Origin of the sequence: Rhizobium sp. BK251, from assembly GCF_004345245.1 — a bacterium.
GTDB lineage: Bacteria > Pseudomonadota > Alphaproteobacteria > Rhizobiales > Rhizobiaceae > Rhizobium.
Genome location: NZ_SLUQ01000002.1, coordinates 174,588 through 187,828, shown reverse-complemented (window position 1 = coordinate 187,828; position 13,241 = coordinate 174,588). Strand labels below are relative to the sequence as shown.

At 61.0% G+C, this 13,241-nt stretch carries 12 protein-coding genes; 6 read left to right on the top strand and 6 right to left on the bottom strand.

All coding sequences use genetic code 11. The annotated features are described in order from the left end of the window. Window positions 1-60 precede the first annotated feature (60 nt). The 4 genes from araD1 to chvE form a co-directional block, all read right to left on the bottom strand. The gene (gene araD1 / locus EV286_RS04825) at window positions 61-1,056 is read right to left on the bottom strand and encodes an AraD1 family protein (protein WP_132955884.1); all 996 of its coding nucleotides are present in this window, start codon (window positions 1,054-1,056) and stop codon (window positions 61-63) included. Window positions 1,057-1,172: 116 nt separating this feature from the next. Next, window positions 1,173-2,369: a multiple monosaccharide ABC transporter permease gene (gene mmsB / locus EV286_RS04820; RefSeq protein ID WP_132955883.1), complete on the bottom strand. Its 1,197-nt coding sequence runs from the start codon at window positions 2,367-2,369 to the stop codon at window positions 1,173-1,175. After that, window positions 2,366-3,904: a multiple monosaccharide ABC transporter ATP-binding protein gene (mmsA, locus tag EV286_RS04815; protein WP_132955882.1), complete on the bottom strand. Its 1,539-nt coding sequence runs from the start codon at window positions 3,902-3,904 to the stop codon at window positions 2,366-2,368. Before mmsA ends, mmsB begins: the two co-directional genes overlap by 4 nt. A 96-nt stretch (window positions 3,905-4,000) precedes the next feature. Beyond that, the gene (gene chvE / locus EV286_RS04810) at window positions 4,001-5,065 is read right to left on the bottom strand and encodes a multiple monosaccharide ABC transporter substrate-binding protein (protein WP_132955881.1); all 1,065 of its coding nucleotides are present in this window, start codon (window positions 5,063-5,065) and stop codon (window positions 4,001-4,003) included. 269 nt (window positions 5,066-5,334) lie between these two features. Between chvE and EV286_RS04805 the strand changes: the two genes are divergently transcribed. Together EV286_RS04805 and EV286_RS04800 are read left to right on the top strand one after the other, a co-directional pair. Beyond that, complete coding sequence (locus EV286_RS04805; protein ID WP_132955880.1) at window positions 5,335-6,339, top strand: LysR family transcriptional regulator; 1,005 nt, start codon at window positions 5,335-5,337, stop codon at window positions 6,337-6,339. A 37-nt stretch (window positions 6,340-6,376) separates the two neighbouring features. After that, on the top strand, window positions 6,377-6,862 hold the full coding sequence (locus tag EV286_RS04800) for a hypothetical protein (RefSeq protein WP_132955879.1): 486 nt from the start codon (window positions 6,377-6,379) through the stop codon (window positions 6,860-6,862). Between the two features lie 6 nt (window positions 6,863-6,868). Here EV286_RS04800 and EV286_RS04795 read toward each other — a convergent pair whose 3' ends face one another. After that, window positions 6,869-7,156, bottom strand: coding sequence for a hypothetical protein (locus EV286_RS04795; protein WP_132955878.1), 288 nt, complete (start codon window positions 7,154-7,156; stop codon window positions 6,869-6,871). Between the two features lie 157 nt (window positions 7,157-7,313). Here EV286_RS04795 and iolG point away from each other — a divergent pair, with 157 nt between their 5' ends. After that, window positions 7,314-8,306: an inositol 2-dehydrogenase gene (gene iolG / locus EV286_RS04790; RefSeq protein WP_132955877.1), complete on the top strand. Its 993-nt coding sequence runs from the start codon at window positions 7,314-7,316 to the stop codon at window positions 8,304-8,306. A 29-nt stretch (window positions 8,307-8,335) separates the two neighbouring features. Here iolG and EV286_RS04785 read toward each other — a convergent pair whose 3' ends face one another. After that, window positions 8,336-9,559: an ROK family transcriptional regulator gene (locus tag EV286_RS04785; protein ID WP_132955876.1), complete on the bottom strand. Its 1,224-nt coding sequence runs from the start codon at window positions 9,557-9,559 to the stop codon at window positions 8,336-8,338. 213 nt (window positions 9,560-9,772) lie between these two features. On the opposite strand from EV286_RS04785, the gene xylF reads away from it, so the two are divergent. The 3 genes from xylF (at window position 9,773) to EV286_RS04770 (ending at window position 13,188) form a co-directional block, all read left to right on the top strand. Further along, window positions 9,773-10,813 (top strand): D-xylose ABC transporter substrate-binding protein, encoded by a 1,041-nt coding sequence (xylF, locus tag EV286_RS04780; RefSeq protein ID WP_132955875.1) that lies wholly within the window; start codon window positions 9,773-9,775, stop codon window positions 10,811-10,813. A 264-nt stretch (window positions 10,814-11,077) separates the two neighbouring features. Further along, window positions 11,078-12,391, top strand: coding sequence for a sugar ABC transporter permease (locus EV286_RS04775; protein ID WP_132955874.1), 1,314 nt, complete (start codon window positions 11,078-11,080; stop codon window positions 12,389-12,391). A gap of 14 nt (window positions 12,392-12,405) precedes the next feature. After that, entirely contained in the window at window positions 12,406-13,188 is a 783-nt protein-coding gene (locus EV286_RS04770) for an ATP-binding cassette domain-containing protein (RefSeq protein ID WP_132955873.1), read from the top strand. Window positions 13,189-13,241 lie beyond the last annotated feature (53 nt).

The following is a 13,241-nucleotide window of genomic DNA, read 5'->3' as shown; positions in this document are numbered from 1 at the left end:
CAAGCCTCCTTTACCGTTCACAAATAGCGACTCGGCCATGAAGCGGCCGGGCCTCGAAACTCAAAGCTGCTTGACAGCGATCTCTTCTTCAGCCGCAACCTTCAGCGGGTTCTTCAGCGGCAGCCCGAAATCGGCGACTTCGATTTCGAAGACATCCCCCTCTTCCGTCTTGACGCCATCCGCGAAGGAAAGGGTCGCCGTGCCGAACATGTGCACATGCACGTCGCCGGGCACTCGGAACAGGCCATACTTGAAGTGATGGTACTCCAGATTGGCGAAGGTATGGGACATGTTCGCCTCACCCGACAGGAAGGGCTTCTCGAAGATCACCTTGTCGCCGCGGCGGATGCGCGAGGTGCCGCGGATGTCCTCAGGTGCCACGCCGATGCGGATTTCGGGGCCGAAGCTCGCCGGACGCAGCTTGGAATGGGCGAGATAGAGGTAGTTGATCCGCTCGGTGACGTGGTCGGAAAACTCGTTGGAAAGCGCAAAGCCGATGCGGAAGGGTGCACCGTCCTTGGCGATCACATAGATCCCCGCCATTTCCGGTTCCTCACCGCCGTCGAGGGCAAAGGAGGGCGAAACCAGCGGCTGACCAGGAGCGACGGCGCCGTAGCCATTGCCCTTGTAGAACCATTCGGGCTGCACACCCTTCTCTCCGGCTTTCGGCTTGCCGCCCTCGATGCCCATCTTGAACATCTTCATCGAGTCGGTGAGCGTTTCTTCAGCCGCCTCGGTGGTCTTCTTGTGCATGGAGTCACGGGTTGCGGCCGAGCCGAGATGGGTCAGGCCGGTACCGGTCAGGTGCAGGTGCGCCGCGTCGGGATGAGTAACCGGCGGAAGGAAACGACCTTCTGCATAGGCCTTTTCGAGGTCGATCGCGTCGCCGAAACCGTGAGCCTCGATTACCGAGACCAGCGACTTGCCGTGGTCTGCCGCTTCAAGCGCCAGCCTGTAGACGCTGCCCGCATTCTTGACGACCTTGGCGGAGCCGCCCGGCTCGCGCACGGCAACGATGATCTCTCCGTTCGAACCCTTGATCTGAGAAATAAGCACGGCTTTCTTCCTTTTCCTGTAAGGCGGCGACGGCGGCAATGCTCCGCCTTTCCGGCTCCCGCTGGAGCCGGAATACGCCTATCGCCTGACTGCAAATCGAAGCTGATCTTCTGGGATCAGCCCTTGTTCTTGTTGTAGACGTCGAAGAATACGGCAGCGAGAAGAACGCCGCCCTTGACCATCTGCTGGAAATCGATGCCGAGACCGATGATCGACATACCGTTGTTCATCACGCCCATGATGAAGGCGCCGATGACCGCACCCGTGATCTTGCCTACACCGCCGGAAGCGGATGCGCCGCCGATGAAGCAGGCTGCGATCACGTCGAGTTCGAAGCCGGCGCCGGCCTTCGGCGTCGCCGAATTCAGGCGGGCAGCAACAATCATGCCGGCAAGACCGGCGAGAACGCCCATGTTGACGAAGGTGTAGAAGCTCAGCCGCTCGGTGTTGATACCCGAGAGCTTGGTCGCCTTTTCATTGCCGCCCATCGCATAGATGCGGCGGCCGATCGTCGTGCGACGCGTCACGAAAGCGTAGGCCGCAATGAGCACCAGCATGACGATCAGGACGTTGGGAAGGCCCTTGTAGGACGACAGATTGTAGCCAAGGAACAGGATGGCGGCTGCAACGACGAGGTTCTGTACCAGGAAGAAGCCGAAGGGCTCGACGTCGATGCCGTGGCTCTCGTTCACCTTGCGGCGGCGCCATGCCATGTAGAACAGCACCGCCGGGATGATGACTGTCAGCACGATGGACGTCGAGTGGATTGCACCCATGTCGACGAAATCGGGGATGAAGCCGGTGCTGATGAGCTGGAATTCCTTCGGGAACGGGCCGATGTTCTTGCCGTTCAGCACGAAGAGCGTGAGGCCGCGGAAGACCAGCATGCCGGCCAGCGTCACGATGAAGGACGGGATGCGGTGATAGGCAACCCAATAGCCCTGCGCGGCACCTATAAGCCCGCCGATCGCAAGGCATATGATCATCGCCAGCGCGAAGTTCATCTGCCATTGCACGGTCAGGATAGCCGCGATCGCGCCGATAAAGCCGACGATCGAACCGACCGACAGGTCGATGTGACCGGCGACGATGACCAGCAGCATGCCGAGCGCCATGATGACGATGAACGAGTTCTGCAGAACGAGGTTCGTCAGGTTGACCGGCTTGAACAGGATGCCGCCCGTGTAGAGCTGGAAGAACACCATGATCACGACGAGCGCGATCAGCATGCCATATTCGCGGATATTGCCACGGACGTAGTCGATGACGGAGACGACGTTGCGCTCTTCAGTGGCTGGGTTAACCGGAGTCATTGCTTCTTCTCCCCTGAGCGCATGATAGCGCGCATGATGGTTTCCTGGCTCGCCTCTCCCTTCGGCAGTTCCGCAACGATGCGTCCTTCGTTCATGACGTAGATGCGATCGCACGTACCGAGGAGTTCGGGCATTTCCGATGAGATCATCAGAACGCCCTTCCCGTCAGCGGCGAGCTGGTTGATGATAGTATAGATTTCGTATTTGGCGCCAACATCGATGCCGCGCGTCGGCTCGTCGAGGATCAGCACCTCCGGATCGGAGAACAGCCATTTCGACAGCACGACCTTCTGCTGGTTGCCGCCGGAGAGATTGACCGCTTCCTGAAAGATGCTGGACGAGCGGATACGCAGCTTGGAGCGATAGTCCGTGGCGACCTTCATCTCCTTGATGTCGTCGATCACGCTTGCGTTCGAGACGTCCTCGAGATTGGCAAGCGTAGTGTTGTGCAGAATGGTGTCATTGAGCACGAGGCCGAGCTGCTTGCGGTCTTCCGTCACATAGGCAAGGCCCGCGTCGATCGCCTTGCGCACGGTCGAGACGTCGACCGGCTTGCCGCCGACCAGCACCTCTCCGGAAATCTTGTGGCCGTAGGCACGGCCGAAGACGCTCATCGCGAATTCGGTGCGGCCTGCGCCCATGAGCCCGGCGATGCCGACGACCTCGCCCTTGCGGACGTTGATGTTGATGTCGTGGAGGATCTGACGATCGCGGTGCTGCTGGTGGAAGGCGTTCCAGTTCTTGACCTCGAGGATCGTCCCCCCGACGGGAACCGAACGAGGCGGATAGCGATCGGCCAGCTCGCGGCCGACCATGTTGCGAATGATGATGTCTTCGCTGATCTCTTCCTTATGACAGTCGAGCGTCTTGACCGTCATGCCATCGCGCAGGACCGTGATCTGGTCGGCGACCTTGCGGACTTCGTTCAGCTTGTGGGTGATGATGATCGAGGTGATGCCCTGCCGGCGGAATTCCATGAGCAGGTTGAGCAACGCATCGGAGTCCGTCTCGTTGAGCGAGGCGGTCGGCTCATCGAGAATGAGCAGCTTCACGCTCTTGGACAGCGCCTTGGCAATCTCGACGAGCTGCTGCTTGCCGACGCCGATGTCGGTGACCAGCGTGTTCGGAGATTCCTTCAGGCCGACCTTGCTGAGAAGCTGCTTCGTGCGGTTGAAGGTTTCATGCCAGTTGATGACGCCTTTTTCGGCCATCTCGTTGCCGAGGAAGATGTTCTCGGCGATCGACAGCAGCGGTACGAGCGCAAGCTCCTGGTGGATGATGACGATGCCGATCTCTTCGGAATCCTTCAGGACCTTGAAGTTTCTGACATCGTTTTCGAAGACGATGTCGCCTTCGTAAGTGCCGGTGGGATAGACGCCCGAGAGGACTTTCATCAGGGTGGACTTGCCGGCCCCGTTCTCCCCCACCAATGCATGAATTTCACCCTGGCGAACCTTGAGGTTCACGTTTTCGAGCGCCTTAACACCCGGAAACGTCTTGGTGATGTTCCGCATTTCGAGGATAGTATTTTCCATATTCGGTATCCAACGCCGGCGATCCCGCGGGAACGGCCGGGCGATCACAAGATTGAAATCAGGGCCTGCGGAACCGCGGGCCCTGACAGACTTATATTACTTAAGCTGGTCTTCGGTATAGTAGCCGCCGTCGACCAGAACCTGCTTGTAGTTGTTCTTGTCAACTGCAACCGGCTTCAGGAGGTAGGACGGAACAACCTTGACGCCGTTGTCGTAGGTCTTGGTGTCGTTGACTTCCGGCTCCTTGCCTTCCATCAGCGCATTGACCATGGCAACGGTCACCTTGGCGAGATCGCGGGTGTCCTTGAAGATCGTGGAGTGCTGCTCGCCGGCAATGATCGACTTGACCGAGGGAACTTCCGCATCCTGGCCGGAGATGACCGGCATCGGCTGTTCGGCAGTGCCATAGCCTACGCCCTTGAGCGAGGAGATGATGCCGATCGAAAGACCGTCGTAAGGCGACAGGACGGCGTCAACGCGGGCGTCCGTGTAGTTGGCCGAAAGCAGGTTATCCATGCGAGCCTGGGCAACAGCACCGTCCCAACGCAGCGTGCCGACCTGGTCCATGCCGGTCTGGCCGGACTTCACGACCAGCTTGCCGCTGTCGATGTAGGGCTGCAGGACAGACATTGCGCCGTCATAGAAGAAGAAGGCGTTGTTGTCGTCCGGCGAACCGCCGAAGAGTTCGATGTTGAACGGGCCCTTGCCGTCCTTGACGCCGAGCGCGTCAACGATCGAAGTCGCCTGCAGGACGCCAACCTGGAAGTTGTCGAAGGTGGCGTAGTAGTCGACGTTCGGGCTGTTGCGGATCAGGCGGTCGTAGGCAATGACCTTGATGCCGGCATCATGAGCCTGCTGCAGGACGTCCGACAGGGTCGTTCCGTCGATCGAGGCGACGACGAGAACCTTGACGCCCTTCGTGACCATGTTCTCGATCTGCGAGAGCTGGTTCGGGATATCGTCGTCGGCGTACTGGAGGTCGGTTGCGTAACCGGCATCCTGCAGCTGCTTGACGATGTTGTTGCCGTCGTCGATCCAGCGCGCAGAGGACTTGGTCGGCATTGCAATGCCAACGGTACCCTTGTCCTGCGCCAGAGCGGGCGCCACGAAAGACGCTACACCGAAGGCAGCAGCGGCCATCAATGAGATAATGGATTTCACTTCTCTCTCCCTTGCTATTGAGAAGGCGGACGCGAAAACGCCCGCCTGGTAATGTGGCAGGTTGCGCAGATTGGATCGTTACTTCAGATGGTGAGAAACGAAGTAGGTCTCCTCCACGGTCTCACACGCGTTGAGTGCCAGCACACGGCGCGCAAACTGGTATGAATCCCTATAACTGTCAAATAGAATAAGTGGCAGACAGCATTACAAAATTGTTATATCGTTAAAAAGTAGTACTTTTTGGTGAGTAGGGAGGATTGTCTGCAACCATGGCGCAAGAATTGGGGCCGTTTTCGCTCGAAAAAATTGATATTCACTCCGAAAATTTCGAATCGGAAGGACTTTTGCGGTCCCGGCTGAAGCTCAATCACCTTCGCATGATCGTCGCAATTGAGGATACCGGACAGATTTCGGCGGCCGCGGAGGTGCTCAACATGTCGCAGCCGGCCGCTTCGCGCATGCTTTCGGAGATGGAATCGATCGTCAAGACTCCCCTCTATGAGAGGGTCGCACGCGGGGTCCTTCTCACAACCTTCGGTGCGGCCCTCGCCCGGCGGGCGCGCAAGATATTGCTCGAACTGAGGGAGGCAAGCCGCGAGATCGCCGAGCTGCGAACCGGCAAGGGAGGTTCTGTCTTCATCGGTGCGGTAACCGCCCCGGCCATGAGCCTCGTCGTTCCAGCCATTCGCCAGGTGACCGCGGCTTATCCGGGCATCGAGATCAATATCCAGGTCGAGACGAGCAACGTGCTCGCCCGCGAGCTGCTGGCGGCACGCCATGATTTCATCCTGAGCCGAATTCCCGACGACCTCAATCCACGGCTCTTTCACGTTCACGAGATCGGCGTTGAAAGGGCGTGCCTGATCGTACGCGAGGGGCACCCCCTCTTCCAAAAGCCGGTTGCGAGCCTCGAGGACCTGCCGGGATACGACTGGGTCTTCCAGCCGCCAGGTACGCTGCTCCGCCGCACGCTGGAGGATGTGTTCCTGTCCAAGGGCGTGCCTCTGCCCGACAATATCGTCAATACCTCGTCGCTGTTGCTGACGCTTGCGATCGTCTGCAGCACGAATGCGATCGCGCCGATCGCGCTTGAGATGGCACAGTTCCTCGCAGGCCAGACCTCCAAGGCCGGCGAGGCGCGCATCCTTCCCATCGATTTCGAGATCAATGTCAGGCCCTACAGCCTTATTACAGCACGCGAGCGGGCACTCCCGCCAAGCGCAAGGCTGCTCTATGACATGATACTGGAACAAAGCCGCGCGCTCGCCCCATGACAAGCCCGGCACCATCCAGCTCTGCTCAACTGCGGCAATGTTATTTGGCCAGTCATTGTTCCAGTCGGTTCTGGAGAGATTGAATGCAGGCGACGAACTCCCGGAGGAACCCGCGGAGGCGCCTTCCCATCGCGTGCGCGGGCTGAACACAGGCTTTGCGGCAAACGTTCTCGATGGCGTCTCGGTCGGCTCGCAGCGGCCGGACCAGGCCTATCTCGACAATATCGAGACCGCGCCGCCGGAACTTCCCCTTACGGAAGAACATATCGTTGCGGAAGAGCCGCCGGCGCCTCCCCCGATGCCCGAGCATCTGGCGCGTGTCGCCCCGGACGAAATCGCAGCCGAACTGGCTATCTCGGCTGCCGACACCATGCAGAGCCTCGGAGCGAAGCGACGGGCCTTCGCGCGCGCCAATCACCCCGATGGCGTCGCCCTTCCCTATCGTCATGACGCTACGGTGCGCATGATGATCGCCAACCGGCTGATCGACGAGGCGATCCGCCGCCTCACTCGAAAGATATGAGAAGGATTATTCCCGCTCCTTGCGCTCCGGAGCCTCGTCTGCCCTCGGCGCTTCCGCAGGCTCGTCCTCCTCGGGCTCGTCGTCGGGTCTGACGGCTTCCGTCTCCGGCGGCTTCGGATCGAAGTTCAGGAGAAGCATATAGGCGGAATAGGCGCCCGCCCCGCCTGCAAGCACGGCCCAGAAGGGATCGCCGGTCGCCAGTTCCAGCCCGGCCCAGCCGAAGCAAACCGCGACGATCAGCAGCCGCACCCACAAGGGCCGGTACACCGGATGGTTCGGATCGATCAGTTGCATCTTGCCTTCCTGCGCTCGCCATGGTCTCGCCATGTCTTTAAGATGGATTTCCGAATTGTGAAAGGCCCTCGGGCTTGACGGGCGACACGGAAAATGGAATGAAAATTCCACTTAGATCACAATTCGGTTTATTTGTTCCGAATTCAGGGAGGTAGCGATGACTGTAAGATTTGGACTTCTGGGTGCCGGCCGGATCGGCAAGGTTCATGCGAAGGCGGTCAGCGGCGACCCGAACGCGAAGCTTGTTGCGGTTGCCGATGCGTTCCCCGCCGCGGCCGAGGCAATCGCGACCGGTTACGGATGCGAAGTCCGCACCATCGAGGCGATCGAAACAGCCAAGGATATCGATGCAGTCGTCATCTGCACCCCGACCGACACGCACGCGGATCTGATCGAGCGCTTTGCCCGCGCCGGCAAGGCGATCTTCTGCGAAAAGCCGATCGATCTCGATGTCAGCCGCGTAAAGGCCTGCATCAAGGTTGTCGAGCAGACGGGCGCAAAGCTGATGGTCGGCTTCAACCGCCGCTTCGATCCGCATTTCATGGCGGTGAGGAAGACGATCGACGAAGGCCGCATCGGTGAGGTCGAAATGGTGACGATCACCTCCCGCGATCCCGGCGCGCCGCCTGTGGACTATATCAAGCGTTCCGGCGGCATCTTCCGCGACATGACCATCCACGACTTCGACATGGCCCGCTTCCTGCTTGGCGAGGAACCCGTCAGCGTGACGGCGACCGCGGCCGTCCTCGTCGACAAGGCGATCGGCGATGCGGGCGACTATGACAGCGTCTCCGTCATCCTGCAGACGAAGTCGGGCAAGCAGGCGATCATTTCGAATTCCCGCCGGGCCACCTATGGCTATGACCAGCGCATCGAGGTGCACGGCTCGAAGGGCATGGTCGCTGCCGAGAACCAGCGTCCCGTCTCCATCGAGGTCGCAAACGGTGACGGCTATACCCGTCCGCCGCTGCATGATTTCTTCATGACCCGCTACACGGAAGCCTACGCAAACGAGATCGCGGGCTTCATCGCCGCAATCGAAAAGGGCAGCAAGGTCGCTCCCTCCGGCGCCGACGGACTTGCCGCGCTCGCGCTTGCGGACGCTGCGTTGCAGTCGGTGAAGGAAGGCCGACTGGTCAAGGTCGGCTGAAGCCGGATACTCAAGCAGACTTCGTCACCTCAGGCCGGTAGTGGCATGCCTGAGGTGACAATATCTTGGTCGATGACCGAAAGTGCCCGGTTGAGATGCCCCTCGAAAACGAGGTTCTGCTCGTCGGCCACGACCCTTAGCTCCGGCATTCCGTTCATGCGCACGGCAGAGGATTGCCCGAGCCCCTCCTCTATCCCCTGGCGAAGCAGGTCATAGTAGCGTGTTCCCGGACCGGTGACGGCGATGGGCATGCGCTCGTGAAGGCTTACGAGGCGCGAAAGCCCGTTGCCGAGGGCGAGACCGGCCTGCCGGAAGGCAAAGCTCGACATGCGATTTCCCTGCCGCGCCTGGGCGGCGATCTTGTCGAGTTCGGCGACAGGCACGAACTTTGCCGGAATCGTATCAGGCGGCACCTCGAACGCAGCGCGCAGGATCGCGTAGAACCCGGCATAGGCCTCGATGCAGCCCCGCGTGCCGCAACGACAAAGCCCGCCGTTTGCGACGTGCAGCATGTGGCCGAAATTCGGGGCGGTTATGTCGTATTCGCCCTGGCTCGTCTGGTGGACGACGCCGAGGCCGATACTGTGCCCGAGCGACAGTGCGGCAAGCGCCCGAAAGCTCGGTCCCCTTTCCTTCTCCTCGCGCAGGCCGAGCGCGGCGGCGACGAGCAAAGTCTCGTTGCCGAGGATGATCTTGGCTTGCCATTCCGACCTCAGGATCGCGCCGAAGTCGATCTGCTCGCCGCCGAAGATCGGAGACCAGACGAGGATCGGATCGACGGGATCGACGATGCCCTTGCTGCTGATCGAGATGGCGAGCACGTCGTCGCGCGCCAGCCGCGAGCGCTCTATGATGCGCTCGAGCCCGCTGCGAATTGCCGCCGCAAATAGCCCTGCCCCCGCCGGATCATGCGAACGGCCTTCGTGAAAGCGGTCGATCAGCTTTCCGGCGTAGTCCACAAGCGAATACTGCACGGCATCCGAGGAAATCACGACGACAATCAGGTAGCCGCAATCGCGTCGTTGGCGAAAGAGCACGCGTGGCCGCCCGCGCCCGCTTGCGGCCTGTTGCTCCGACTTCTCGATCACCTCTGCCTTTTCGAGGTCGGCGGTGATGGCCGAAACCGTGGCCGAGGAAAGCTTGGTGAAATCCGATATTTCGGTATGCGCGAGCGGGCCGTGCCGCCTGAGCGCAGTCAGCACGAGCACACTGTTCCTTTGACGGACCAGTTCCGCGCTCGATTTGGTCAGCATCAACGCCGTCCCCCGACTTGTTCCCACCCCTGCCACCGGCATCTTCGGCGGTTGAAATTAAGCCGATAGTGCGGTGTTGACAGTTTTCAAAATCTCTGACAGTTAATTTCTCGACTGTCGAGAAAAAAATCCAACGGTTTTCTCGACAGCGCTATCGCTGCGACCGACGGGAGCTTTGGGTACGTGCGGTCGCATCCACTCGGGAGGATAATTATGAAAGCTATTGTGAAGCTGATGGCCGGCGCGGCTATCCTTGTGACGCTGCAGACCGCTGCCATGGCTGCCGATATGGTCGTGGGCGTTTCCTGGTCGAACTTCCAGGAAGAGCGCTGGAAGACCGACGAAGCTGCCATCAAGAAGGCTCTTGAAGCGGCCGGCGCAAAGTACATCTCTGCCGATGCCCAGTCTTCTGCGGCAAAGCAGCTTACCGACGTTGAATCGCTGATTTCCCAGGGCGCCAACGCCCTCATCGTTCTGGCCCAGGACTCTGACGCCATCGCGCCTGCCATCGAAAAGGCAGCTGCTGAAGGCATTCCGGTCGTCGGCTACGACCGCCTGATCGAAAATCCGGCAACCTTCTACATCACCTTCGACAACAAGGAAGTGGGCCGCCTGCAGGCTTCCGAAGTGTTCAAGGTCAAGCCGGAAGGCAACTACGTCTTCATCAAGGGCTCTTCTTCCGACCCGAATGCTGACTTCCTCTTCTCCGGTCAGATGGAAGTGCTGAAGGCTGCCATCGACGCCGGCAAGATCAAGGATGTCGGCCAGGCCTATACAGACGGCTGGAAGCCGGAAAACGCCCAGCGCAACATGGAGCAGTTCCTGACGGCAAACGACAACAAGGTTGACGCCGTTGTCGCTTCCAACGACGGCACCGCCGGCGGCGCGATTGCTGCGCTCGATGCGCAGGGCCTCGCAGGTTCCGTTCCGGTTTCGGGTCAGGACGCAGACAAGGCGGCGCTGAACCGCGTGGCCCAGGGTACGCAGACCGTATCGGTCTGGAAGGACAGCCGCGAACTCGGCAAGCGCGCCGCAGAAATCGCGCTCGAACTCGCCGGTGGCAAGACCATGGAGCAGGTCGAAGGCGTCCAGACCTTCAACGGCGGCCCGAAGGGCGTCGCCATGCAGTCGGTCTTCCTGAAGCCGCTTCCGATCACCAAGGACAACCTGAACGTCGTCATCGATGCAGGCTGGATCTCCAAGGCGGAAGCCTGCCAGGGCGTGAAGGCCGGCTCGGTCGCAGCCTGCAACTAACGCCATTCGGGCAAGCCTGAATTTCGGCGCCGCAACGACAACCGTTGCGGCGCCGGATGCGGATGGGGCCATCGGGCGATGCCCTCTTCCGCCTACCGCACCGTCGGGCGCCCAGATTCCCTGCCGGAGGCACGCCGAGACTCATAATCGGCCGCATCCCGGAAATCGCGCGACGGTAAAACTGAAGAACGGGGCGACAGACGCCGGACGCGGCCTCACGGCCAGCCGAGGCGCCTGCCCAACAGATGGGGGAACGGCAAACCCATGGCCGAAACGCTACACTCCACAACGTCAAAGGGACCGCGCGACGCCGAAGCTAATCTGGTGACGCGCTTCTTCCGCGCGACCGAGATCGACACCAGGCTTCTCGGCATGATCGGCGCGCTGCTGATCATCTGGCTCGGCTTCCAGATCATGACCGGCGGGCTCTTCCTGACCCCGCGCAACCTCTGGAACCTGTCGGTTCAAACCGCCTATGTCGCCGTCATGGCGACCGGCATGGTGCTCATCATCGTCACCCGCAACATCGATCTGTCGGTCGGCTCCGTGCTCGGCTTCTGCGGCATGATCATGGGCGTCACGCAGGCGCAGATCCTGCCGCAGTATCTCGGCTTCGACAATCCGGCGACATGGATCATCACGCTGATCGTCGGCCTGATCGTCGGCGGCCTCATCGGCACGCTGCACGGCATGATCATCGCGTTCCTCAACGTCCCCTCCTTCATCGTCACCCTCGGCGGGCTGCTCGTCTGGCGCGGCGCGACATGGTTCGTCACAAGCGGCCAGACGGTCGCCCCGATGGATGTCAATTTCCGCATCATGGGCGGCGGCACGGAGGGCTCGATCGGCGCCACATGGAGCTGGATCGTCGGCATCATTGCCTGCCTGGCCATCGTCGCCAGCATCATAAACTCCCGGCGCCAGCGCAAACGCTTCGGCTTTCCGCGCCGTCCCCTCTGGGCCGAATATTTCCTTTCCGCCCTCGGCTGCTTCCTCGTCCTCGGCGCGATCGCGATTGCCAACAATTACTACTGGCCGACGAACATCGCGAAACGATATGCCGAGGCCAACAGCATCGCATGGCCCGAGGCCGGTCTGCAGATCCCCTATGGCATCGCCGTACCCGTGCTGATCGCCGTCATGGTCGGCGCCATCGTGACCTTCATCGCAACGCGCCTGCGCTTCGGCAGATACGTCTTCGCAATCGGTGGAAATCCTGAAGCGGCGGAACTCGCCGGCATCAAGACCCGCTGGGTCACCGTGCGCATCTTCGCGCTGATGGGCGTTCTCTGTGCCATCGCGGCGGCAATTTCGACTGCCCGCCTCAATGCAGCCACCAACGCCCAGGGCGAGCTCGACGAGCTCTACACGATCGCCGCGGCCGTTATCGGCGGCACGTCCCTTGCGGGCGGCACCGGAACGATTGCCGGCGCCATGCTCGGTGCGCTCGTCATGCAGTCGCTGCAATCCGGCATGGTGCTGCTCGGCATCGATTCGCCGCTGCAGAGGATCGTCGTCGGCGCCGTTCTCGTCATCGCGGTCTGGCTGGACACGGTCTACCGCTCGCGTGCCAAGTAAGAGGAGTTCGAACAATGACTGATCAACGCACTCCCCTTGTGGAAATGAAGAATATTTCCATCTCCTTCGGGGGCATCCATGCCGTCGACAACGCTTCCGTCGACCTCTTTCCGGGCGAGGTCGTCGCGCTCCTCGGCCACAACGGCGCAGGCAAGTCGACCCTCATCAAGATCCTCTCCGGCGCCTACAAGCGCGACAGCGGCGACATCCTGATCAACGGCGAATCGGCGGACATCCGAAATCCGCGCGACGCCAAGAAATACGGTATCGAGACGATCTACCAGACGCTCGCTGTTGCCGACAATGTCGACGCCGCCGCAAACCTCTATCTCGGCCGCGAGATCCGCACGAAATGGGGCACGCTCGACGATGTCGCCATGGAGGCTTCCGCGCGCGAGGTGATGGGGCGCCTGAATCCCAACTTCAAGCGCTTCAAGGAGCCGGTGAAGGCGCTTTCGGGCGGCCAGCGGCAGTCGGTGGCGATCGCACGCGCGATCCTCTTCAACGCGCGCATCCTGATCATGGACGAGCCGACCGCCGCACTTGGCCCACAAGAGACGGCTCAGGTCGGCGAGCTTATCAAGCAGCTGAAGCGCGAAGGCATCGGCATCTTCCTGATCAGCCACGACATCCACGACGTCTTCGACCTCGCCGACCGCGTTTCGGTGATGAAGAACGGCCAGGTTGTCGGCCATGCCCGCACCGAGGATGTGACCAAGGACGAAGTCCTCGGCATGATCATCCTCGGCAAGGTACCGCCCAAGGCCATCCCCGGGCCCGGCGCGATGCAGGCCTGACGGTCCGAGCGGCCATGCGATGGCCGCTTCCAGGCTCCGTGTTGGCATTGCGG